Source organism: Paenibacillus sp. FSL R5-0749 (genome assembly GCF_038595085.1).
GTDB lineage: Bacteria > Bacillota > Bacilli > Paenibacillales > Paenibacillaceae > Paenibacillus.
Window position 1 is genome coordinate 5088983 of record NZ_CP152005.1, and the last position, 24500, is coordinate 5113482.

Here is a 24500-nt window from a genome sequence, read left to right on the forward strand (position 1 = left end):
TTCTCAATCCGATGTCGATCCGCTCACCAATTGTCCCTTGTACCATACGGCCTGCCGCGCAGATCGCCGCGCAACGGCTTCCGCCGAACAACTTGCATGCACCAATACAAAACTTGCTGTGTCACCCACCTTCGGCCATACGTGTTCCCCTTGTGAATCCAGCGGTGTCACACCGCCTGTTACGAACGCCAAAGATTGAGACAAGGACAATTCATCACTATATCCGTACAGTTCTGCGAAGCGACCCGCTTTCTCAAGCAGATCTCCATTGCCAAAAGGAGACCAATGATCTGTCAGGCTGTCTGTGGCCAGCTTCACGTTCACGCCCATACGATGGAGCATGGGAAGAGGCATCATCGTTCTGCCAATAGGCACCGTGGAAGCAATGCTCATCCCGAGCGAAGCCATTCGCTGCGCCATATCTTCTGCTTCCTGCTGCTCCGCGCGAGCGAACCAGAACGCATGACTTACCGTAACTTTACCCTGAAGCCCTGCTGCTTCGGTCAGACTCGCAAGTTCCAGCAACGTTTGTTTGCCGGCCTGCCCGCCATCATGCAGATGAATATCGATGCCCGCCTGATGCTGAACAGCCAGTTCGACCATGGCATTCAGTGATTTCTCGATGTCTTCGTCCACAGTATGGGGATCGAGTCCACCCACATGCGTTGCACCTTCCTGCATCGCTTGGCCCATAAGCTCCACTGAATGGGAGCGAAGCAGTCCATGCTGCGGGAAAGCTACAATCTCCGAAGAGATTTTGCCCGAAAATGATTCCAGAGCCTGCCGCGTTGCTTCCAGTCTTTTCAATCCACTGACGGGTTCGATATTGCAATGACTACGTACATGGGTGGAGCCGTACCCCTGAATCAAGGTTAGAATACTCTCCGCTTGACGCTTGGCATCTGGTAGCAGCTTGGGCAACAGAACCTTCTCTTCTTCAATACGTTCGAAAATACTGGAGATCCGTTTGACGGCTGTCCATGGTCCATCGTAGTAGGTTTTATCCAGATGAATATGTGCCTCCTCGAACGAAGGCAGCAATAAAAGTCCCTTGCCATCTACTTGTGGCAGATCGTTAGACAGCGGGTTGCTTCCTTCCACAATCGCCGCAATCCGTCCATCTTCAATCCGCAGATGAGCGAGGCTTGTCCGTGTCCCTGTCACCTGTTCCCCTTCCCAAACATAACGCTGTTCCAAAGTCACATTGGTTAACCAATAGGCCTGCTTCATTATGTCATCCCTCTTTTCTTACCCGGCATTACGTCCCCCGGATACCGATTGATCTATGATCTATGATCCATGTTACCATACGGTTTCACAGGGCAAAAATACGTAAAACGTTGGTGTTCCATATGCGGAACGTTTGTATTACTCTACCTTGATTCATGCCAAAAAACAGGCACAATACGTGCCTGTCCTGTCCACTCACCTTATTCTCCTTAATTACGTGAATATATTAAAAATAAAACCGTGCATGCCCTCCATCGGTCACGCCTTCAATCTGTTCGATATCCAGCAGTCTGCGCTTCATCTCCAACCCTCCACGGAACCCGGTCAGCTTGCGATTAGCCCCAATAATACGGTGGCATGGTAACAGAACCGGAATCGGATTGGCTCCATTTGCAGCCCCAACCGCTCGCACAGCCGAAGGTCTTCCAATCGATGCGGCAATGTCACCATAGGTCCGAATTTCACCGTAGGGGACGCGGCCCAGTTCTCTCCATACCTCCTGCTGGAAGTTCGTTCCGATCAAGTCCAGTGGAATTTCATCGGTATAAGCCATCGGTTCCCCTGCAAAATAGGACTGTAACCAATCCATCATGCCTGTTTGTTTCAGCGCATGCTCATTCTCTTCCAATTCCACGCCAGGTGCAACTTTCTGCATCCAGCCGTTCCAGTCCTCCAGTGTTTCGTTGGGCATGACCACTCGGCACAATCCCTGTTCTGTAGCGAGCAACACCCATGGACGACCGTCCAGTTGCATCGTGGTATACATTAACTTTTTTCTCATTCGTTTATCGCCCTCTCCCTGGTGGAATGCTTCATGCTAGGACTATGAGGAAATTCGCTTCTTCACCTTACGTTTCATACTGCGGATCATCTGCTTGCTCTCCGGATCAACGCGATACGATTCCGTGATTTTCTGAAGTGCCTTATTATACGTGAAATCGTCCAGGGTATTATGGTTCAGATAACGCATAGTAACCTCAGGTTGTTTCACATAAGCCATCGAGATGGCCCACGCGACCGCCATTTTCACATAATAAGCTTCGTGCCTGATCCGATCCAATGCGATTAGAACCCGATCAATATATCTCTCATCCAGATAAAAATTCAACAGCATCACCACGCCAAACCGAATCTCATATTCCTGCTCTGATCTCAGATACGGCTGCAAGAATGCCCACACCGGCTCCGAATGCACCTTCGTATATTTTAGTCCCGCACAGAAGCTGTCACATACCGACCAGTTATCGATCTTGGGTACAAATGCTTCAATGACCTTCAGCAGCTCGTCCAGATCAGCCTGGACATGTCCAATGACCATGGCTTGCAGCATCACTTCTTCAAAGTATTCATCATCTGCCGTCTCCAGATAAGTGCGCCAGTCCCCGGCGGCGATCTGTTTGGCAATCTTTCGTAAGGCTGGCAATCTCACGCCTAACACATTTGTGATGTTGGGAATAAGCGCAGCCGAGAATTTCTGATACTCCGGCTCGGCCAGACTGAGCAATTGTGTTCTAATATTTTCTGCTTCCACCGCACACGTCCTCCTCGTCTGTCGCTGTACAACAAGTATATCCTTGCAACGCCCGTTTGTAAGCCCATATCGAATGTTTGAGCAAGATTACAATATCATTTTGGGTACTCTCTTTTCCTCCATTTGTTTAACTGCCAACCCATTTCGTTTAAAAATATGAAGCTGACCGTTTAGAAAGGAGTGTCGATATGAACGGACCTCATACCAAGAAAGATTTCTCCGTGGAGGAGATCACCGAACAACTCGTGCAACATGTGCAATCCCGGAACCTTCCCGATTTCTATAAATTGGTGAAAGAACTGCATCCCTACGACCTCTCACTCGTATATAAAAAGTTTCCTGAAGAAGAAACCAATCGGTTTCTGCTCCTGTTCAAACCCGATGCTCTGGCGGATCTCGCCGAGACCCTGAAGCTGCACGAACAGATTCAACTGTTTGAACGACTCGGGCCGGAACGAACGCTTGAAGTCATGCAGCAGATGGACAAAAGTGATCTGATCCGGTTCATGCACGATTTGCCTGCCAAACGAAGAGAAGAATTGCTGTCCACCATGAATCTGGACCACTCTGCCATTATCCGGTCCCTGCTTAATTATCCGCCGGAGACGGCTGGACGCATCATGACAGATCGATATCGAACCCTGCTTGCCCATGAGACAGCCAAGGAAGCCTTGCGACAATCGCAAGGCACCATGCATATCTCCGCCTCCAGTTACCTTTATGTGACGGATGATGAAGGTAAACTGGTCGGAGTAGTGAGTTATCGATCCCTTGCCTTGGCTGACGACAAGACCCAGGTTGAAGAACTGATGACCCGACGGGTGATCCACGCAACGGTAGATATGGACCAGGAAGAAGCAGCGCAGCTTCTGCAACGCTATGAGTTTATGGCGCTTCCAGTAGTAGATGAGAATCACAGGTTATGCGGGATTATCCAAATGGATGATGTCATCGATATTATTATGGATGAAGCCAGTGAAGATTTGGCCAAGATGGGTGGGGGCGGCAAGGATATCGACTTTGATACCAAACCACTCGTTGCCGTCAGACGCAGACTCCCTTGGCTCATTCTATTGCTGCTAATTGGCCTGATCTCGGGAAGCATCGTGGATTTTTTCGAGGATACATTGAATCAGGTTGTCGCACTGGCATTCTTTATGCCGATGATCGCGGGTATGACTGGTAACACAGGAACGCAATCTCTGGCTGTCGTGGTACGAGGACTAATCGGACGCAAACTCGACAAATCCACTGTACTCGCACTGATTGGTCGGGAGATCAAAGTGGGCATCATGATTGGATTGGTCTGTGGATTGCTGATCACCGTCATTGCTTATGTCTGGCAAGGGGACTGGCTGCTCGGCGCCATTATCGGGGTTTCTCTATTCTTCACTCTGGTGATCGGTACACTGACCGGCACATGCATTCCGCTTCTGCTTAGTCGTTTCAAGGTTGACCCAGCTGTCGCTTCGGGTCCGTTAATCACCACATTGAATGATATCTTATCCCTGTTTATCTATTTTGGGATCGCCACACGTTTCCTCGATGCATTGATGTAAACAAGTGGTGTATACAGCAAAACAGACCTGATCCTGAGATCAAGGTCTGTTTTGCATTTTATCCAGTTTTACGCCGATCTTTTATTTTTATTATAAATATCAAACGCCACAGCAAGCAGCAGTACCAATCCCTTAATTCCCTGCTGCCAGTCAATACCGAGACCAATCAAGGACATCCCGTTATTCAGCACACCCATAACCAAACCACCAATGATGGCTCCAAATACCGTACCTATGCCCCCTGAAGCGGAAGCACCTCCGATGAAGCAGGCCGCAATGGCATCCAGCTCAAAGTTGGTACCCGCCCTTGGCGTAGCGGCATTAAGACGTGCGGCGAAGATCAACCCGGATACCGCGGCAAGCGTACCCATATTCACGAAAACCCAGAAGGTTACTTTTTTTGTTTTCACTCCGGACAGTCCCGCGGCCTTCTCATTACCTCCAAGCGCATACACATGCCGGCCCATAACGGTACGGTTCATCACGAAGGAGTATACGATGATCAGGACAAACAACAGAACCAGGATGTTCGGAATCCCCGCGTAACTTGCGAGTACAAATGTAAACAGATTTGTCACGGCAGCCACCACAATCAGCTTGAGCAGAAATAGCCCCTGTGACACCACCTCGAAGCCATATTTTCGCTGGGAACGACGTTCCCGCAGTTCATTAACAATGTACCAGACGGTGAGTACAAGCCCCACAATAATGGATACCAGACCGAAGCCTGAGAAGTGAATGTCCGGCAGGAAACCCGAGCTTATTTTCTGGAACCCACCCGGAAAAGGAGAGATCGACTGTCCCTCCAGCACAATCATCGTCAAACCGCGGAACAGAAGCATTCCTGCCAGCGTCACGATAAATGCCGGAATACGCACATATGCGATCCAGAAGCCTTGCCATGCCCCGATCAAAGCGCCTACCAGCAAGGATGCGATGACCGCAAGCCAGGCCGGAAGCTGCCAATCTACCATCATAATTGCGGCAACAGCACCAACAAAGGCTGCAATGGAACCAACAGACAAGTCAATATGTCCGGTAATGATGACCAGCACCATCCCGATCGCCAGCACCAAAATGTAGCTGTTCTGCAAGATCAGATTCGTTATATTAATCGGCTTGAGTAATAGTCCACCTGTCAGTACCTCGAACAAAAGCATAATTACAACCAGGGCAATAATCATACCGTATTGACGAATATTATTTTTAAACAGTTTTGTTATCATTTCCATGCTTGCCGCCTCCAGACTTGGTCATATATCTCATCAACGTTTCCTGCGATGCTTGCTCGCGGCTGACTTCGCCGGTGATTCGCCCGGCATTCATCACATAGATCCGGTCACACAGGCCAAGAACCTCCGGCAACTCGGATGAGATTACCAGTACACCCTTGCCCTCAGCGGCAAGCCGATGAATGATGGTATAGATTTCGAATTTCGCTCCCACATCAATCCCGCGTGTAGGTTCATCAAGGATAAGAATATCCGGTCCAGCAAAAATCCATTTACTCAGCACCACTTTTTGCTGGTTGCCCCCGCTCAGATTACCGGTCTTCTGCAAAATACTTGGGGCTTTGATGTTCATGCTTTTCTTCATCTCTTCCGCTACCAGCACTTCTTCGCGCTCGTTCACTACTGCGTTTCGCGTCAGCTTGCTGAGACCCGTCAGTGAAATATTGCGCTTGATGTCATCCATTAGAATAAGTCCGTATTCCTTACGGTCCTCTGTCACATAAGCGAATCCATTCTGAATGGCCTCCGTGACCGTATTGTTTTGAATGGGTTTACCATTCTTGATGAGCTGTCCCGAAATATTTCGGCCATAGGATTTGCCAAAGATACTCATGGCAAGCTCGGTGCGCCCAGCTCCCATCAGCCCGGCAATACCCACAATCTCACCACGTCGGATATTCATATGGATCTGATCCAGTACTTTCCGCTCGGCATGATGTTCGTGATATACCGTCCAGTCCTTCACCTCAAGGATGATTTCACCTATGGTGGCATGACGCTCCGGGTAACGACTGGTGAGATCACGTCCTACCATCCCGCTGATAATCCGGTCCTCAGTCACTTTCTCCTTCTTCATATCCAACGTCTCAATTGTCTTGCCGTCCCGTAAAATGGTCACGGAATCAGACACCTTGGATACCTCATTCAGCTTGTGCGAGATCAGGATACAGGCGATGCCCTGCTTCTTGAATTCCAGCATCAATTGCAGCAGATTTTCACTATCATCCTCATTCAGCGCAGCGGTTGGCTCATCCAGAATGAGGAGCCGTACCTTTTTGGAGAGCGCTTTCGCAATTTCGACCAGTTGCTGTTTGCCTACCCCGATACTGGATACGAGTGTATTCGGATTTTCGCTCAGCCCTACCTTCGAGAGCAGCTCCCGTGTACCCACAAATGTTTCTTTCCAGTCCACAATGCCTCTGTTGGCACGTTCATTGCCCAGATATATATTTTCCGCGATTGAAAGGTAGGGAATCAGGGCCAACTCCTGATGGATAATGACAATTCCCAGATCCTCGCTCTGCTTGATATCCTTGAACTCACATTTTTTGCCCTGAAATAAAATGTCGCCTTCATACGTGCCATGTGGATATACTCCGCTTAACACTTTCATCAACGTAGATTTACCTGCACCATTTTCACCACATATGGAATGAATTTCGCCTTCACGGACTTTCAGATTGACATTTTCCAGTGCTTTAACGCCAGGAAAGGTCTTGGTGATGTTCTTCATTTCCAGAATGATTCCGGCCATGGGATGTGCTCCTTTCATTTATTATTTCAGTCCGATTTCTTCCTTCGTGTAATACTGGGTACCCACGATATCCTGTTCCACATTGGTACGATCCACGGAGACAGGATCCAGGAGATATGCTGGAATAACCTTAATTCCGTTGTTATATGATGTTTCATCATTAACTTCCGCCTGTTTACCTTGCAAGATACTATTGGCCATCTCTACCGTCTTCTCGGCTAGCTTGCGCGTATCCTTGAATACGGTCTGCGTCTGTTCCCCGGCCACAATCGACTTGATTGAGGCAAGTTCGGCATCCTGTCCTGTAATAACGGGCAGCGGCTTGTTCGAAGTACCGTAACCGATCCCTTTCAAAGATGAGATGATACCAATACTGATTCCATCATAAGGAGATAACACGGCATCCAGATGATCACCTGAGTAATAAGCACTCAGCAAGTTATCCATCCGAGACTGGGCCAGTGCACCATCCCAGCGCAAGGTCGCAATCTGAGACATCGTCATCTGCTTGCTGCGTACAACCAGTTTGCCGGAATCAATGTACGGCTTAAGCACAGACATCGCGCCGTCGAAGAAGAAATAGGCATTATTGTCATCTGGAGAGCCGCCAAACAATTCAATGTTATACGGTCCTTTTCCATCCTTGAGTCCAAGCTTTTGTTCGATGTAGGAGGCCTGAAGCACACCCACCTTAAAATTGTCGAACGTGGCATAATAGGTCAAATAAGGCGTATTGCGAATGAGCCGATCATACGAGATCACTTGGATTCCTTCGTCATGGGCCTTCTTGATGACATCCGTTAGTGTGTTGCCATCCACAGATGCGATGACCATCACATCCACACCTTTGGTGATCATGTTCTCAATCTGTGAAATCTGATTCTCGACCACATCCTCAGCATACTGGAGATCGGTTTTGTACCCCTGCTCCTGAAAGAGACGGACCATATTCTCCCCATCTCCCACCCATCGCTCTGATGATTTGGTTGGCATCGAAATACCGACATATCCCTTTTCCTTGCTGCCTGCACCACTCTCTGCCAGATTGCAGGCCGAGAGCATCAGAGTCATCACCAGAAGCCAGATGAGCACTGCTCCTTTTTTCATATGAAGTTCCCCTTTCCTCACGTCATACGGTTCTAAATGAGTTATAAGATAACGCTTACAATGCATGTAGTGCATCCTGTTCCTTGCTGTCCCTGTCTGAGATCAATGGTAGCATTGCACGAGCCTCAAGGTCTTTGCACGTTTTGAACCTTTTTTATAAAAATTTAACTTTTGATGGAAACTTCCGTTGTGAGCCTGGTCCATCAAAAATCAGATTAAGATCAAAAAAAAAGGACATGCTCCGCTTCGCTTCACACGAAGTAGAGCACATCCATCTCATGTACTACATGGCTGAATGAACAACTGTACAACCATAATCAATTCGCCGAAGGACGATAAGCCGTTCCTCCGTTCTTTCGATACTGTACTGGCGAAATGCCCATTGTTTTTTTGAACGCGGTGCTGAAATAATGCTGGGTGTCGTAACCTACACGTTCGGCTATGGTGTGCATCGGCAATGTTGTGGAGTCCAACAACTGTATGGCCTTGCGAATGCGAGCGTGCGTGACAAGCGTCACGAAAGAATCATTCAGCTCTTTCTTCAGCACACGGCTAAGATATACGGCAGATACTTGCAGGCGGGAAGCAAGCGATTCCAACGTTAGTTCCCGCTCGGCATACTCTTCTTGAATAAGTTGTTTTGCCCGGCGAACAAGAGGGGACAACTGCACTTCTTCGTATACCTGTTCACGGCAATGACGGTACGTATCCGGCGTTTGTTCCAGTGTCCCTGCATGTATCTCCAGATGAGCATGAATGGCAATATTCAGGCATGAACTGATCTGCTGTTCCAGAAGGGACTCTATTTCTTCGGGAGCTTCTTGCCACAGACATATGCCAATCAATCCGCTTACGTCCCGAAACAGAACATGTGGCAGATCTGCCAGCAGTTCACTGATTATATTTTCCACTGCAAACAGAAACAACTGACGATCATTCTCTCTCAGTATCGTCTGACGAGCTTCGGCGGCAGGCCATCGCACAATCCCGATCTGCACAGGTGGAACCGCGGGTAGACGCAAAAACTCAAGCTGTTCCATCAGATCTTTCCCTGCAGCCTGCCCTTCCAGCCACTCCAGCATAAATCGCTGGCGAAGCAGAGGGATATTGCGTTCAATCTGATGGGCTGCCTGTTGTACATAAGCCGTCCTCTGGTGCTCTTCCGTAAGTCGCTGATGTAATCGCTCAAGCGCAGCATGTAATTGTTCTGATTGTACAGGTTTTAAGATGTAATCCTCTACGCCAAGCCGAACCGCCTCCTGCGCATATGCAAATTCATCATGCCCCGAAATGATTAGGTAACGACAGTCCGGGCACTTCTGCTGTAGAGCACGTATGAGTTCGATTCCGTTCAGGAATGGCATATTCATATCGACCAGAACAATATCCACGCCCAAGTCAGCAGCCCGTTCCAGTGCTTCCTCACCGTCTTCCGCTTCACCCACAACCTCCATCCCGAGTATCTCCCAGTCAATTGCATCCCGGATTCCCTCACGAATGATTGGCTCATCATCAGCGATGAGCACGCGATACTTCTTCGTGACGTGGCTATCCGGTGTAAGCTCCATTACCGTGTTTGATGCGGCTGTCCCATCTACCCCAGTGGAAGTTGTCGCGTTCGATTTTATGAATTTTCCCATTCACTCTCCTGCCTCTCTTTGTTATTGATTTGCGGGATGGGTGGCAGCTCTCGCATCAACGGATGAATGATGGTCACGCGAGTTCCTTGACCCTCCTCGCTCTCCAGCAGAATACCGTAATCATCGCCAAAGGACAGACGGAGACGGGCTTGCACGTTCAACATCCCATAACTTTTGCCTGTGATCCCAGGCGAAGACGCTTCCAGACTTGCCAAAGGAGCTTCGAGCAGATGCAGCATTTCGGCAAGCCGTTCGTTGGACATCCCTGCTCCATCATCCTGAACGGTCAGCAGCAGTCTGCCATGTTCCAATCTGGCCTCCACCCGAATGTGTCCCGGCCCACGCCTGCCCTTGATTCCATGATAGATTGCATTTTCTATCAAGGGTTGAAGCAGCAGCTTTAACACGAAAAGGTCCCGCAGTTCCTCTGGAATATTCAATGTATACTGAAGCCGGTCGCGGTATCGTGTCTGCTGAATTTGCAGATAACTGGTCATATGCTCAAGCTCAGAGTGCAGCGGAATGTAATCTTGTCCTTTACTAAGCCCGATCCGAAATAATCGAGATAACGCGCCAACCATGCCGGATACATCGTCTGCACCCTCTTTGCGTGCCATCCAATGAATTGTATCCAGGGTATTGTACAAAAAGTGAGGTTTGATATGCTCCTGCAAGCTTCGCATTTCAGCATCGCGCTTCTGCCGTTCTCGCAATTCATTCAGCGATATCAGTTCTTGAATCTGTGCCAGCATTCGGTTATAACTGTTGCCAAGCATTCCAATCTCATCCGCCCGATCGCTCCACCGGCCTGGTCTGAGATTACCCGTCTCCGCCCTGCGCATATAGGACATGAGTCGGAAAATCGGTTGGGCAATGGAACGCGAGAACCATAAAGAGGCGCTAAGTCCGAATAAACACACCACAAATACAAAGCTAACCACATAAAACTGGATTTGGCGTACTTCGGATATCGAGTCTCTTGTGGGAAATACCCCTACCGTTCTCCAACCCGTAAAGGTGGACGACTGATACATGAATAATAACGCTCCACCCTTGGTTTCGGCGGTAAACGTGCCACTCTCCCCGGAGGGAAACCACTCTGCGGGGATGTGTTCGATTAACGGATGCTCCGGCTTGTATACACTTTGACCTTCGGCATCCGTCACCATCACATAACCAGATTTACCCAAGGTCACATTGCGGGCAGCCTGAGAGACGGACCTTAGTTTAAGATCAATCATAATAACGCCTCGCACACGTCCTGACGCTTCATCCGTGATGGAACGTGCAACCGATACAATCTCATCATCCTTATACCGTACATGTGTCGTGAGATTACGCTCTTTGGGCTGACCCAACACCATGAATATGCCCGGATTGGCCGCGGCTTCTTGGTACCAATTTTCCTGGATCAAGCTCTGCTCTGCTCGGGGATACATCTCGTTGCTAATATAGTCACCACTTCCATTGACGAGAACAATCCCGGCGATCTCAGGATACAACGTTGTGAACCCCTGCAAGGTTTGCTTGATGCCATACAACTGATTTTGCTCCGTTTCGGCAATTGCGCCTTTATTCATCCGTTCACCGCTTGCATCATCATTCAACGACATATTGTCGTCCATAAAAGCATCAATATCCGGGTCAAATGCAATCAGATACGTCATATTTTGCAGATTCTCCATCTTGCTGTTCAGGGCTTCATTCACTTTACCAATCAGTTGCATCGTATGCCCTTCAACCTGTCGCTCAACAACCCGCTCCACTGTCCAATTGACAAGCAGGCCGAGTCCTACAGAGGGCACAATGGCGAATAGCAAAAAAAGCAGCATTAGCTGGTAGCGAAGGGGCATATTACGCAAGCGCAAACGCCGAATCCCGTTCCTGAAAGTTGAGAGAATCGCTCTTCTGCCCCAAAACCTCTCACTCTTCAAATGCTCCTTGTTATTTGGCATAGTAATCATCCACATTTGAACGTGTCACGACAGAGATCCCCGTGTCCACCAACACGGGAAGCGGTGCATTTTCACCGGATGACGATGGAGCAGGAACCGTCAACTGGTGATGCAGATGGAACAAATATTGGAGTGACCAATACCCCATATTCCAGGTTCCCTGTGCAATTGTAGCCGAGATCGTCCCGTTCTTGATCATATCCAATGTAGCCTTATTCGTATCAAATGAAATAATCTGCATAGGATGTCTGCTGCCCCCGGCAGTTTGAACCGCTTCTCCCGCTCCTGCTCCTCCGGTGGCTTCAGTCACAAAAATACCCGCCAGTTCCGGACGTTCCTTCATCATTCTCAGTGTTTCGTCTCTGGACACCATCGCATCACCGTGCCCATCTGCAACTTCAACGACCTGCATGGAAGGATATCTCTCCTCGATCGTATCGCGGAAGCCTTTCGTTCGTTCTTCATGATTCTGTTGTCCAGGCAAGGTTAATACCGCAACCTCTCCTTCACGCCCCAGCAGTTCAGCCATTTTATCAGCGGCCATTACACCGGACTTGTAGTTATCTGTCCCCAGAAATGAATAGGCCTGGCTATCGGGTGCATCCGCATCAAATAATACAACAGGGATATCTGCATCGACTGCCTTGTTAATCGCTGGAACTAGCGATTGGGGATCGATCGCAGATATGGCAATTCCCGCGGGTTTACGAGCGATGGCCTGCTCGATCACCATCGTCTGCTCCTTCGCATCATACCGGGTAGCTCCGCGATATTCTACGGTCACTCCAAGCGCATCCGCGGCATCCTCGAATCCTTTAAGCGGGCTCTTCCAATACTCCAGCCCGGACTGGAATGTAATCATGATATACGTCTCTCCGATATCACCGCGCAGCCCCCGGTCCTCCCATGAACTGTTAACCTGACTGGTATATTCGAATCTCAACACATACAGCGCAAATGCCGAGATTAGCAAAATATAGACTAGCAGCATTTTCTTCATTACGTTCACTTCCTCAAGTGGTCTGATCATCCTATGCTCCGTCTAAATTGTAAACGCAATCATTCAAAAAGAAAACTCCCCCGTATCTTTTAAACGGAAGCCCGTGCTGCTATCCATGTACCTGCTGCAATAATGTACTATATGGTTTTTCCCTCTGGACGTATGATCATGGAACTAGACTACAACCAGAGGAGCGCTTCGTCATGAATATTGCATCTTTTTTAATCTATTGCATCGTCGTCACCTTTACCCCCGGGCCTAGCAATATCGTCATTCTATCGTCCACCCAGAAGGTAGGCGCGCGACAAACGATGAATTATGTGTGGGGAGCTACGCTGGCATTTGGCCTGCTGCTTACGGCATCAGCTTTCCTTAATCACCTTCTTGCCGATGTTTTGCCTGGAATTCTGAAGGTGATGCAGATTGTCGGCGGCATCTATATGGTATATCTGGCGTATCAGATCTACAAGATGGGTACCACTGAGGATGCACCAACCCAAGTTACCGGATTTGGGAACGGTTTTATTATGCAATTTGTCAATCCCAAGGTGGTCTTGTTTACGTTCACGGTCCTTCCAAGCTATGTATTGCCCTTTTACCACAGCTCATTTTCATCGTTCCTGTTCGTATTGCTCATTACCTTCATAGGTTTTCTGGCCTACTCCAGTTGGGTTGTTTTTGGCACGGTTTTCAGAACGTTGCTGAATCGCCACCAAAAATTACTGAGTATTCTCATGGCCCTTTTTTTGTTATACTCAGCCATTATAGTATCCGGATTGATCTAAAGCTTGGGAGGTGTGCTGCATGGAACGGTTCAACTATAAAAAGTCACAAGACGTGCTGGCACTATCTGCCAGCTTTACTGATTTTGCATACAAAAAACATTGCCACGAAGAGTACGCGGTTGGCGTAACCCTGCGCGGCATTCAACAATACAACCTGGACGGACAATATCAGGCATCTCACCAAAATGGTGTCATGTTGTTCAATCGTGAGCAGTCCCATGATGGTAGCTCCTATGATAGAGAAGGCATTGATTACGTGATGCTGTATCTGAAGCCGGATTTGGTAGAGGAGATTATAGGCAAAAAGGAATTGCGTTTTGGAAGTCCCATCGTCTATGATCCCGAGCTTGCACGGAAGATCCTGATGCTGAACGATGCCGTTCAGCACAGACAGGACGAAGCCGAGTGCAGCGAACGGGTCTTCGATCTGGTTCACCTTCTGGCTCAGAAGGAGATGCATCCCAAGCTCTGGGTGCCTCAGGACAGCCTGGTTCGAAAAGCTAAGGAAATGATGTTTTGCAGCACCGAAGATGTGCTCAAGCTGGACAACCTGAGCGCCGAATTTGGCATGTCCAAGTTTCAATTTATCCGTGAATTCAAGTCACAAGCAGGTATTTCTCCCTACCAGTTTTTCTTAAACTGCAAGGTGGAGCGTGCCCGTCAGTCCATCGAAATGCAGAAGGACGTCTACGCTGCTGTTGCTGATTGTGGATTCGTGGATCTGACCCATCTGAACCGGCATTTCAAACGGGTATTTGGCGTCACAGCTTATGAATACATGTTGCAGTTAAACTATAAAAATTGAACTACAGAATATTTACACTGGCCACTCCGATGACAGAGTAACCTTCTGATCACTGTTATCCCCAGATTTTTTGATCCCTTATTATAAAGGTAAAATCCAGGGATAGCGTACGCTTTCGATGCAGCTTTCTTTCAGAAAACTTTTAGGCGAACGCTTCGCTTCTTCAGGTTCTTTCCGTCCTTGGGCAATCAGATTCTTTTCTTTCGTCTCCAAAACCACAAAACTGCCAATGCTGCTAATAAAATGACTGTACCGTATAAGATAAGATAGACAGGTCCACTTCGCCAGCCATCACTGGTTTCTCCAAAATCTTCTTTACTTACAACCTTGCCTGCGCCCAGCAATTTCAAGTCATCTCCGGCTTGTTCCACAAGAACGTTGCGACTGCACAGATTCGTATGCAGCTTTTGATCCAGTTCAGATTGATACGCATAGATCAGGTAGGACTGATTCTTTTCGAATTGAATACCACATGATTCAGACCCACCGTCACTCGCGATGATTTTCATCTTTTTGGCGTTAACCCCCTTCCATGCCGTATCTACATCAAAGGTATACTCTCTTAACATGCCATCATTCTTCGATTGCTGCGATGGTCCTTTCTTTACCACTTCTCCTGTAAATACCGTTGTGTTTGTCTTCAATCTCTCTTGGACACCACTCTCCACACAACTGCAAGCATACACTTTCTCTCCGGAAAATAGAGCTAACCCCGACGTAACCAACAGTAAGACCAACATGCACATCACCAACCGTTGTTTCATTCCGACCGCTCCCCTCCTACATTCTCTGCTTGAACAAACGTTGTAAAGGTTACATATTTTTATTGCTGCTATAATTATTGTAAAATTATAGCACAATACAAATATCGTTATGTCCAACATACGCAAGGAGCCCACATACGAAATTAACGTTCACGGAGGATCTCAACATTTGATGCACAACTGGAAAAAGAACTTCTCATTCCCGCTGCTCGTTGCAGCGTTATGCATGATCGCCTTTATAAGCATCGCCCTATCCATCAGCGATAACCAGATTCATCGATTTGATGATACGCTGATCGGCTGGATTCAGGGGTTGGAATCCCCTGGCATGACACAATTCATGCAGTTTTTCACCTGGATCGGCAGTGAAATGCCTGTAGTTTTCATTACAATCATTGCCATGATTGTGTTATACGTTTGGCTGCGACACAAACGCGAACTACTCTTCCTCGCTTGTGTGCTCGCCGGTTCAACCCTTTTAAATGCATTGCTCAAGCTGGTATTCCAACGTGCCAGACCTACCATTAACCGAATTATTGAAGTGAGCGGCTACAGCTTCCCCAGTGGACATTCCATGGCTGCATTTAGCCTGTATGGTGGACTGGCCTTTCTCATCTGGAAACATGTACCCACCGTCACCGGACGTGTACTGATGATCATGGCCAGTGCCGCCTTTATACTGACCATTGGCATAAGTCGTATCTACTTGGGTGTGCATTATCCAAGTGATATCGTCGGTGGATATTTCTTGAGTGGTTGCTGGCTCTCCGCTTGCATATGGTTTTACCAGCGGCATCTGGAGCGTATGTCCCAACTGCATAGCAGAAAACTGGCATAGTCTCTACGAGCGCATGCATATGGAAATACCCGGCTTTCCTTAACTCAAGGATTGCCGGGTATTTTTATATTCTTATATTTGATCCTGAATCCATCCTGAACGAATTCAGAAACCACAAGAACCCGCCTGTCCTATTTCAAGGAACAAGCGGGTATTGATTTTATATCAAATTACAACTCTTCACCATTGGATTCGATAACTTTTTTGTACCAGTGGAAGCTCTTCTTCGGTGTTCTGCTCAAATCTCCGTTACCGTCGTTGTCCTTGTTGACATGAATGAAGCCATAACGCTTCTTCATCTCTCCAGTGGACGCACTAACCAGGTCAATACATCCCCACATGGTGTAGGCAATCAGATCCACGCCATCCGCTACCGCTTCTTTCATCTGTTCAATGTGACCTTTCAGATAATCAATACGATAGTCATCCTGAATGGAACCATCTTCCTCTACCACATCGACAGCACCCAATCCGTTCTCAACGACCATCAGTGGAATCTGGTAACGGTCATACAGATGATTCAGCGTATAACGCAATCCTTTTGGATCGATCTGCCATCCCCAGTCAGAAGCTTCGAGATATGGATTTTTGATACCCCCTAGCAGATTGCCTTCAGCTCTCTCCAGGGACTCATCCGCACTTTCTACCAGAGACATGTAATAACTGAAGGAGTAGAAGTCTACGCAACCTTCACGCAGTGTCTGCTCGTCTCCTGGTTGCATTTCGATTTTAATGCCCTCTTCGGCGAAGAAACGTTTGGCGAATCCAGGATACGCTCCACGAACTTGTACGTCACCACAGATCATGTTGGACAGTTGGTCTTTCTTCTGTGCAAGCAGCATGTCGTCCGGGTTACATGTGTTTGGATAGGTGGTCATGAACGCAACCATACAGCCAATCTGGAAATCAGGATTGATCTCGTGTCCCAGCTTCACCGCTTTGGCACTCGCAACGAATTGATGATGTAATGCCTGGAATCGAGTCTGTGGATCATCCACTCCATCGACCAACGTCTCTTTGCCTTCAAACAGAAGACCTCCAGCCATATAAGCACCCAACGGCATCGTCAGACAGTTGATCTCGTTAAATGTCAGCCAGTATTTCACTTGATCTTTGTAGCGGTTGAAGAGAGTTGTACAATAACGAATATAACAATCGATGACTTCACGGGAAGCCCAGCCGTTATACTTCTGTGTCAGACCAAATGGCGTTTCGTAATGGGAGATCGTTACGAGCGGCTCAATATTGTACTTTTTCAACTCGGCAAAGACATTATCGTAGAACTGCAATCCCTCTTCGTTCGGCTCCAGTTCGTCACCGTTCGGATAGATCCGGGACCAGTTGATGGACATGCGGAACATTTTGAAACCCATCTCTGCCATCATGGCAATATCTTCTTTGTAATGTCCGTAAAAATCAACCGCTTCATGGCTCGGATAATACGTGCCCTCTTCCAATACAGGTGTAATCCGGCGTGGAATCGTGTGGGTTCCCCCTGTCATCATGTCAGATGTGCTTGGCCCTTTGCCACCCTGGTTCCATCCACCCTCGAATTGATTGGCAGCCGTTGCGCCACCCCAGTAAAATCCTTCTTTCATTGTCATGACCAGTTCCTCCTTCATATTTAACTCAATTCGATATAAAATACTTGATATTATGCGAGTAGCCGTTCCGGTCACGAATCGTTCTTCTGATCGCTGTTATCCTCGGATGATGAAGGCGAACACTTCTTTTCGTCAGAATCGATATCGTCCCCTTCACTACTTCGCAATAAATGAAGAACAAGTTATAAGACTGAGTCAAAATGTCTTCGTAAGACTATGTAACCAGTGTACCACCCATACCCTGACACCTATTGTCATGGTATAATCAGAGCATGGAAAATAACCGATTATTTCGAATGTTGCTTTTGTTATTGGAGAAAAAGAAAGCCACTGCACCCGAACTCGCCCGTATGTTCGAGATTTCGGTACGTACGGTGTACCGTGATATCGACCGGCTAAGCGCTGCGGGCATCCCCGTCTATACGACGACCGGCAAGCATGGCGGCATTCATCTCATGGACAACTATGTCATGGACAAGTCGCTGCTGTCGGAAGAAGACCAGAACGAAATTTTGATGGGACTATACAGTATCAGTGCAATCCCACACCTGAATAGTGCTCATATGCTGCAACGGCTGACCGCCCTGTTTGATCACAAGCTGGATTGGATCGAGTTCAATTTCTCACCATGGGGCAGCATTCCCCTGCAAGAGAGAGAACTTTTCAATCAAGTGAAACAAGCCATATTAACCAATCAACTGATTACGTTCCACTATGTTAATTCGGATGGAGAGAAGAGTGTTCCAACAGTGGAACCTCAGAAGCTTATATTCAAGAACAGTACATGGTACTTCAGAGGATATATTCATGATGATCCTGAACGGAAAGAATTCGAGACATTCAAAATGAAACGGATCACCCATTTGACCTTTCTAACGAGAAAACTCGATCATCCTGTTGATGTGGGGTCAGCCCACCCTGAATCAGAGGCAGCTCCTGTCCTGACTCCTCTAACGCTCTCGTTCTCCAGTAATATTGCCTACCGGGTGTATGATTTTTTCGAACCGTCCCTCATTAAAAAAGAGCCTGATGGCAGGCTCCGTGTGTCTCTCGAATTAAATGTAGGGGAATGGCTCTACTCCTTCCTGCTATCGTTCGGTTCGGAGCTAACCGTAATCGAGCCTGTTCATGTTGGACAGGAATTGCTCAGACGTCATATCCAAGCCGTTGAACATTTACAGCATGTCATGAACAACCTTCCCAACAATGAATGATATAATATAGGCCTATACGACTTTGAACACAGCTGACTCTCCGTCAACCATCTGACCGAAGGAGGTTTATCCATGCAAGACATTAGACGCAACAATGTGGAACGTTTCAAAGGTTTTGGTACGTTATACGATCAGAACCGACCAGCTGCTCCCACTGAAGTGGTGGATATTCTAACGACATATCTTGGAAGCACACCGCGCATGGTCGCAGATGTTGGCTGTGGCACCGGCTTATCTTCGTGGATCTGGCTGAATCAGGCAGAACGCATCATCGGCTTCGAACCCAGCGATGACATGAGGTCTGTAGCAGAATCCAAGTGGGAATCTGCCGGGAAGCCGGATAACCTGCGGTTTGTGTCCGGCTTGTCTCACGACCTTGGATTACCAGATGGCAGTGTGGATGTGCTGACCTGCTCCCAATCATTTCACTGGATGGAGCCGCAACCTACACTACGCGAGTTTGCACGTGTACTTCGTACAGGCGGCATATTTGCTGCCTATGATTGTGACTGGCCGCCAATGTTAGACTGGCAGTTAGAACAAGCTTATCTGAAGCTGAATAAGGAAGCAGATCAACGGGCAGCCAGTCTGGCTCCCCGGAATAGTCAGGCACACAAATGGAGCAAGGATGGGCATTTACAGCAAATTCAGGAGTCGGGTCTGTTCCGATATGTGCGGGAAATCGTGTTTCATCACCACGAGACCTTTGATGCAGACCGATACGTGAACCTGGCCTTGAGCCAAGGCGGCTTGCAAACGGCGTTGAAACTTGGAGCGGATGAACTATTAACAGCTGCCGATGAGTTCAGAGCGCTGGCTAATCGTGTATTTGACGGACAATCCAGAACAGTACTCTTTTCTTATCGCATGCGCCTTGGTATTGTCTGAAAGCAGTACGTTGTTTGCATCCCTTCTACATACCAAATGTAATAAGGAGGTCGTACAGGTCATGGTTATGACGTGTACGACCTCCTTATTATCTATATTCTCAGGATGAGAATAAGTCACTTAATTGTCGCTCCTGTACATTCAATGCCAACACCAATTTTGTCGGATCTTGTCTTGAATAAATGACGTTAATGATATGGCCCTGCTGCACCTGCGGCAGCGCAGTAGATAAAATTTCTTTTTGCGTTGTCACAGTGAACGTTTCACCATTCGTCTTGGTTATGCTGAGTTTGAGTTGAAGCTTGATCTTATTACTGCCTCCATTGCCAAGTGGAGTGACATCGAGAATCTTGGCCATTGCTTTTTCGCCTGTTCGTGCAATATCCATCATCTCAGGGGATACCCCTTGTTGTACCATCTTTTCATCCAACAGTTGCTGCATATCCTCCTGTGATAACTGTCCTTTCATATCAAGCCCTACCTTGCGTTCATCCTTCACAGAGACCACTAACGGAATGAAGCTGCCCGGCTGAAACTGAGCCATGGATGTCAGGGGAATAACAGTTTTCATCTCGGTATTGTATTTCTCACGCCCCTTACGCGACACCGTCAGACCCAATCGAACCTCCGGCTGTTCATTAATATACGTGCCAGTCTGTTGTATGCTCTTAATGACACCCACTGCCGGTAAACCTGTCTTGACTCGACCTACGCCGAAAATATTACTCAAAATCGCAGGAACAAAGATCAATCCGAACCCGGCAAAGATCGCCGGTTTATACCACCAGGCTTGCATGATGATAAATGGATCATCCCACATCTTCTGTGCCAGAAATGGGGAGAACCCCACTCCAAACACAGTTAATACGCCAATCAATCTCAGAAAACCTACCATATGGCCCACCCTCTCTTCATCCTTCTCTTCATATCTCTATCCAAACCTCTAACGTTATGTCTGTAATCAGTTGTTATACGTATTTAATAAATGGAGTATCACTGTCCTACAAGCAAAACCTTCTAGATGGAAACTAGTCCCATATAGATCAGTTCCGTCGGATTCGCTGGATTCTGACCCAATCCTATCCGATCTCCAACTCGTGGAATCTGCATTTTGGACACCAGTGTCTCCAAGGTTCGCTGATACTGGTTACCGTTTGTCTCTGTCACATCCAATACAAGCACAACAATCGGATCAAAGTTGATCAGTTTGCCCGTATCGGTGATTGACACCACCGTTGCTGTTGCCGTTAATGGAAGCGAACCACTCGCAGCCAATTGTGCCTGTTTTGCCGAATCCAGACTTTGGTTGATTGCCTCCCGATGTTCCTTGGATACGAAACCTTTCATCATCATGCCAGTGAGCCCTTTATTCATCATTTTATCTGCTTTCGCAATCGCATCTTCCTGTTTGTTCTTTCTACCGAACCAGCCCATAGTAAGCACCTCATTTGTTATATTTTATTTATAATTAAATTATAAACACCACGGCTTGTCTTTGAATACCCTTCTGGCGGCATACAAAAAAAACGAAAAATCCGGTAATCGAATTACCGGATAATCATCTCTTTGGTAAGGCATTATGCCAATTCCGCAAAAAAGCAACTGCTAATGCGATCCTCATTTTACGTTTGGCAGATATTATTTGTGGTTAAAGTGGTGGCATTGCACCAAATCATATTCAATATACTCATTTTTAAATGTGTGTCCATACTATAATCATCAATCTAACTCATTGCGGTTAACACTACGGCAATCGTATTAAACGCACCGTGAACAATCATGCCAGGCACGACCGATCCTGTCCGTTCATACGTCCATGCAAACACAACGCCACTAATAAAATTCACGGGCATGGCATTAATCGTTGGAAAGTGAGCAAGAGTAAAGATTAGAGCACTAATCACAATCGCCCATTTCATCCTGATACGAGTCCGTAGCCAGCGATATATGAACCCGCGGTAAAAGATCTCCTCATAGAGAGGTGACACGAATCCAGCCGAAACGATACCGATAACGATAGTAAAAAGAGTGACATTTTGCTGAAGACTCTCTGTTTTGCTGTTGTCTACCGTATTTCCAAGAAAACTGGTAAGATATACTGCCATCACACTTAAAATGATGAGAAGCAGGAGCCACAGTACAATTCTCCACCAATCCCTTACGGAGAATCCCTTCACGCCCACCTCTCTCCACGACAGCTTCTTCGGTCGCAAACCAACCAAGTACAGTCCCGTCAAAAGTGTAATTGCGATGGTAAGCCCTGTGAGCGTCCCAGAATAAAGGGTATTATCCAACCACTCCTCATATCCGGACTGTATCGGGTATTTAATCACGAATATTACAAATACAAATTCCAGCGTTAGCAATACTAGTAACTCACGCCATGTCCACTGATCCGTCTTTTTCCACATTACCGCTCTAGTCATTCTCGATCCCTCAATCCTCTATTATATATTATAATGATATTAGGTGACGTAACGTCACCTGCAAGCACTTTTTGGGAGGAAAAAACATGCAGAGATGGACAACAGGACAAGTATCCAAACAGAGAGATATTTCCGTGAGAACACTACGTTATTATGATCAGATCGGTCTACTACAACCGAGTCATAAGGAAGACAACGGTCGCCGTTATTATTCAGAGGAAGATTTATTTGCGCTTGAAAAAATCACGTTGCTCAAATCACTATCATTATCGCTTGAAGACATACAAACTGTAATGAACAAACTATCTTATCGTCATATTCTGATCGCACATCATAATCATCTTCAGGAGCAATTAACTTCGATTCAGGGCAGTATTGAAAATACTACGTCTTTGATCAATATGATTGATCTGGAAGGTATACTTTCCTGGGATCGGGTTTCACATCTGGTCCAAAACGTACAGCCCGTTGCTAAACAGTGGATGGATTACTTCAATGCTGAGGAAGTTGCCTTTCTACAGAAAGCATTACCGAAACTTAATAATAATGATAAGATTACTCAGCAATATGTCTCCTTGATACGCCGGATTGAGTGGTGCATACAACAATCTGTTCCTCCCCAATCGGATGAAGGCTATAACATTGCCTGTGAATTAATGAAGTTATCTCACGATACTTTTAATGGTGATGAGACATTGATCGAAAAGTTTTGGGAAGTGAGGAAGCTTCCTGCTACAGAGTCAGGACTATATCCCGTATCTGACGAAGTTCTGAACTTTGTGGAGCTTAGTACGGCTTATGCTCTTGAAATGGAATCAAATTTATAGTGGAATGAGAAAGAAAGCCGACTTGTCAGCCGGCTGTATCCAGGAAATATCCTTATATGGGACCCGTAGTGATCCATCTTTTCCAAACGGATGATATTATGCTACCGCTCTATTTTTTGCGTAACAAATATACCAGCTTCCGATAATACATCGCCGCTTCCTTGTATTTGCGCTGATCCTCAGACACCACGGCCAATCCTTCGTATAATGGTTCAAGGCGCACGACATGCTGCGCGGATTCAAAATAAGGCAGACAGGCAAGCGCACGCTCCATGAAAACTTCGCGATCTCCATGCGCAAGAGCCAGCTGGCTCTGGTAGAAGGTTCCGCTCATCTGATGGTCCTGGGTTGTTGCACATTTCAAGAGTTGATCTACACTTTGTGCAAGTACGCCCCAGTTCTTCCGCGCCAGAGCCACTTCGCATTGATATATACAGACGAGCGGCCGCATCGCGAGCTGTGTTTCTTCCGTTTCCTGCTGCAATAGTGACTCAAATCGTTCAATCTCCGCCTGTGCCTGATCCAATTCACCTGTCATCGTTAACATAACAATCCGATTGTTGGCAATTGCGGTCACCAGATCGCCTTGGTTCCCCGCATATACGAGGTTCGCCTCCGCCATGGTTAATGCCGAGAGTGCCTCCTGAACCAGTCCCATTGCGAAACAATAACCACTATATGCCACATATAACCCGGACAATCGATGGAACAGCCGCTGATCATATACATGACGCATCGTAAGCTCGAATACCTGTTTCGCCTCTTCATACTGTTTAACCTGGATGTAGGCTTCCATCTTGATATTTTGCACAGACAGCCAGAATTCACTGCCAGGAAGCGCCAGCTCACTGAGCCTGGTTGCATGAGTTAGTACATCTACAAAGGCCATTTTGGAGCGATAATATTGTATTTTATAGAATAAAAGTGCCTTGACTAACGGGCGCGGCAGATCAATATCGTCTGGGCGACCATACTTCTCCAGGTAAAAATTAAGATAGGACGTATGTATATATTCATGTGCCGTTGCATCATTTAACTGTTGATAATATACCGCCTTCATCAAAGCCGTTGTCAGTTCAACAGTCAGTGTGTCATCCCGATCTGACAGCGCATGCACCGTCTCTTCGGATATCGACGACGCTGGAACAGACATTTGTTCGAAGATGACTTCTGCCCGTTCGAGTGTTTCCTCGTCCTGAGCCGCAGCCTTTAGAATATAAGAAGGGGATACCCCCAGACGTCCGGCGATAGCTTCTGCCAAATCCTCAGGGAGCGGATAACGATCCGCCAGAATATTGGCAAAGTGGGCCTGCGTGACCAGACCTTCCACAAGGTCTTTACGGGAGATTTGTTTTCTTTTGCTTAGCAGTTCAATGCGTTCCTTCAGCATGGCATTCCTGTCCTTTCTACCCTAACAAGCGAGTACATTATATGCACATCATCGCAAAATTAGAGATATAACGCCACCCTTCCGGCGAAATCAAACGAAACGGTTTCCGTTTCCGAGGTAATTGTTTTACAATAAGAAGGTATGTATACGAGCATTTGATCGAAATGCTGA

At 47.2% G+C, this 24500-nt stretch carries 22 protein-coding genes; 7 read left to right on the top strand and 15 right to left on the bottom strand.

Annotated features, from left to right (window positions below; genetic code table 11):
• Positions 1-3 precede the first annotated feature (3 nt).
• From MKY85_RS22745 to MKY85_RS22755, 3 genes are all read right to left on the bottom strand, one after another.
• Positions 4-1230, bottom strand: coding sequence for an amidohydrolase (locus tag MKY85_RS22745; protein WP_342570829.1), 1227 nt, complete (start codon positions 1228-1230; stop codon positions 4-6).
• A gap of 226 nt (positions 1231-1456) precedes the next feature.
• Positions 1457-2011 (bottom strand): methylated-DNA--[protein]-cysteine S-methyltransferase, encoded by a 555-nt coding sequence (locus MKY85_RS22750; protein ID WP_339236790.1) that lies wholly within the window; start codon positions 2009-2011, stop codon positions 1457-1459.
• 42 nt (positions 2012-2053) lie between these two features.
• Entirely contained in the window at positions 2054-2761 is a 708-nt protein-coding gene (locus MKY85_RS22755) for a DNA alkylation repair protein (RefSeq protein ID WP_342570830.1), read from the bottom strand.
• Positions 2762-2949: 188 nt separating this feature from the next.
• Between MKY85_RS22755 and mgtE the strand changes: the two genes are divergently transcribed.
• Positions 2950-4320, top strand: a complete 1371-nt coding sequence (gene mgtE, locus MKY85_RS22760; RefSeq protein WP_342570831.1) for a magnesium transporter — start codon at positions 2950-2952, stop codon at positions 4318-4320.
• 68 nt (positions 4321-4388) lie between these two features.
• Here mgtE and mmsB read toward each other — a convergent pair whose 3' ends face one another.
• From mmsB to MKY85_RS22790, 6 genes are all read right to left on the bottom strand, one after another.
• Positions 4389-5552: a multiple monosaccharide ABC transporter permease gene (gene mmsB, locus MKY85_RS22765; RefSeq protein ID WP_253439968.1), complete on the bottom strand. Its 1164-nt coding sequence runs from the start codon at positions 5550-5552 to the stop codon at positions 4389-4391.
• Positions 5527-7086 carry a multiple monosaccharide ABC transporter ATP-binding protein gene (gene mmsA / locus MKY85_RS22770; RefSeq protein WP_339256881.1) on the bottom strand — a complete coding sequence of 520 codons (1560 nt, stop codon included), beginning with the start codon at positions 7084-7086 and terminating at the stop codon, positions 5527-5529. Before mmsA ends, mmsB begins: the two co-directional genes overlap by 26 nt.
• A 21-nt stretch (positions 7087-7107) precedes the next feature.
• The gene (gene chvE, locus MKY85_RS22775; RefSeq protein WP_339256883.1) at positions 7108-8193 is read right to left on the bottom strand and encodes a multiple monosaccharide ABC transporter substrate-binding protein; all 1086 of its coding nucleotides are present in this window, start codon (positions 8191-8193) and stop codon (positions 7108-7110) included.
• A 317-nt stretch (positions 8194-8510) separates the two neighbouring features.
• The gene (locus MKY85_RS22780) at positions 8511-9761 is read right to left on the bottom strand and encodes a response regulator (RefSeq protein WP_339261494.1); all 1251 of its coding nucleotides are present in this window, start codon (positions 9759-9761) and stop codon (positions 8511-8513) included.
• Between the two features lie 56 nt (positions 9762-9817).
• Positions 9818-11686 (bottom strand): sensor histidine kinase, encoded by a 1869-nt coding sequence (locus MKY85_RS22785; protein WP_342573463.1) that lies wholly within the window; start codon positions 11684-11686, stop codon positions 9818-9820.
• Positions 11687-11777: 91 nt separating this feature from the next.
• Positions 11778-12788 carry a substrate-binding domain-containing protein gene (locus MKY85_RS22790; protein WP_342573465.1) on the bottom strand — a complete coding sequence of 337 codons (1011 nt, stop codon included), beginning with the start codon at positions 12786-12788 and terminating at the stop codon, positions 11778-11780.
• Between the two features lie 203 nt (positions 12789-12991).
• Between MKY85_RS22790 and MKY85_RS22795 the strand changes: the two genes are divergently transcribed.
• Together MKY85_RS22795 and MKY85_RS22800 are read left to right on the top strand one after the other, a co-directional pair.
• On the top strand, positions 12992-13573 hold the full coding sequence (locus MKY85_RS22795) for a LysE family transporter (RefSeq protein ID WP_339236803.1): 582 nt from the start codon (positions 12992-12994) through the stop codon (positions 13571-13573).
• A gap of 19 nt (positions 13574-13592) precedes the next feature.
• The gene (locus MKY85_RS22800) at positions 13593-14378 is read left to right on the top strand and encodes an AraC family transcriptional regulator (protein WP_342570832.1); all 786 of its coding nucleotides are present in this window, start codon (positions 13593-13595) and stop codon (positions 14376-14378) included.
• Positions 14379-14566: 188 nt separating this feature from the next.
• Here the strand turns inward: MKY85_RS22800 and MKY85_RS22805 are convergent, their stop codons facing one another.
• Entirely contained in the window at positions 14567-15142 is a 576-nt protein-coding gene (locus MKY85_RS22805; protein WP_339256889.1) for a hypothetical protein, read from the bottom strand.
• A 172-nt stretch (positions 15143-15314) separates the two neighbouring features.
• Between MKY85_RS22805 and MKY85_RS22810 the strand changes: the two genes are divergently transcribed.
• Positions 15315-15980, top strand: coding sequence for a phosphatase PAP2 family protein (locus MKY85_RS22810; RefSeq protein WP_339261499.1), 666 nt, complete (start codon positions 15315-15317; stop codon positions 15978-15980).
• Positions 15981-16150: 170 nt separating this feature from the next.
• Here the strand turns inward: MKY85_RS22810 and MKY85_RS22815 are convergent, their stop codons facing one another.
• Complete coding sequence (locus MKY85_RS22815; RefSeq protein WP_342570833.1) at positions 16151-17584, bottom strand: glycoside hydrolase family 1 protein; 1434 nt, start codon at positions 17582-17584, stop codon at positions 16151-16153.
• A 272-nt stretch (positions 17585-17856) separates the two neighbouring features.
• Between MKY85_RS22815 and MKY85_RS22820 the strand changes: the two genes are divergently transcribed.
• Together MKY85_RS22820 and MKY85_RS22825 are read left to right on the top strand one after the other, a co-directional pair.
• Positions 17857-18798, top strand: a complete 942-nt coding sequence (locus MKY85_RS22820) for a YafY family protein (RefSeq protein WP_342570834.1) — start codon at positions 17857-17859, stop codon at positions 18796-18798.
• A gap of 72 nt (positions 18799-18870) precedes the next feature.
• Positions 18871-19686 carry a class I SAM-dependent methyltransferase gene (locus MKY85_RS22825; protein WP_342570835.1) on the top strand — a complete coding sequence of 272 codons (816 nt, stop codon included), beginning with the start codon at positions 18871-18873 and terminating at the stop codon, positions 19684-19686.
• A 100-nt stretch (positions 19687-19786) separates the two neighbouring features.
• Here the strand turns inward: MKY85_RS22825 and MKY85_RS22830 are convergent, their stop codons facing one another.
• The 3 genes from MKY85_RS22830 to MKY85_RS22840 form a co-directional block, all read right to left on the bottom strand.
• Positions 19787-20581: a hypothetical protein gene (locus tag MKY85_RS22830; protein ID WP_342573466.1), complete on the bottom strand. Its 795-nt coding sequence runs from the start codon at positions 20579-20581 to the stop codon at positions 19787-19789.
• Between the two features lie 122 nt (positions 20582-20703).
• On the bottom strand, positions 20704-21120 hold the full coding sequence (locus MKY85_RS22835) for a hypothetical protein (protein WP_342570836.1): 417 nt from the start codon (positions 21118-21120) through the stop codon (positions 20704-20706).
• A 290-nt stretch (positions 21121-21410) separates the two neighbouring features.
• Positions 21411-22112: a type II CAAX endopeptidase family protein gene (locus MKY85_RS22840; protein WP_342570837.1), complete on the bottom strand. Its 702-nt coding sequence runs from the start codon at positions 22110-22112 to the stop codon at positions 21411-21413.
• 86 nt (positions 22113-22198) lie between these two features.
• On the opposite strand from MKY85_RS22840, the gene MKY85_RS22845 reads away from it, so the two are divergent.
• Positions 22199-22939: a MerR family transcriptional regulator gene (locus MKY85_RS22845; protein ID WP_339256895.1), complete on the top strand. Its 741-nt coding sequence runs from the start codon at positions 22199-22201 to the stop codon at positions 22937-22939.
• A gap of 109 nt (positions 22940-23048) precedes the next feature.
• Here the strand turns inward: MKY85_RS22845 and MKY85_RS22850 are convergent, their stop codons facing one another.
• A complete protein-coding gene (locus tag MKY85_RS22850) occupies positions 23049-24329 on the bottom strand; it encodes an XRE family transcriptional regulator (protein WP_342570838.1) in 1281 nt (426 codons plus the stop codon).
• Between the last annotated feature and the right edge of the window lie 171 nt (positions 24330-24500).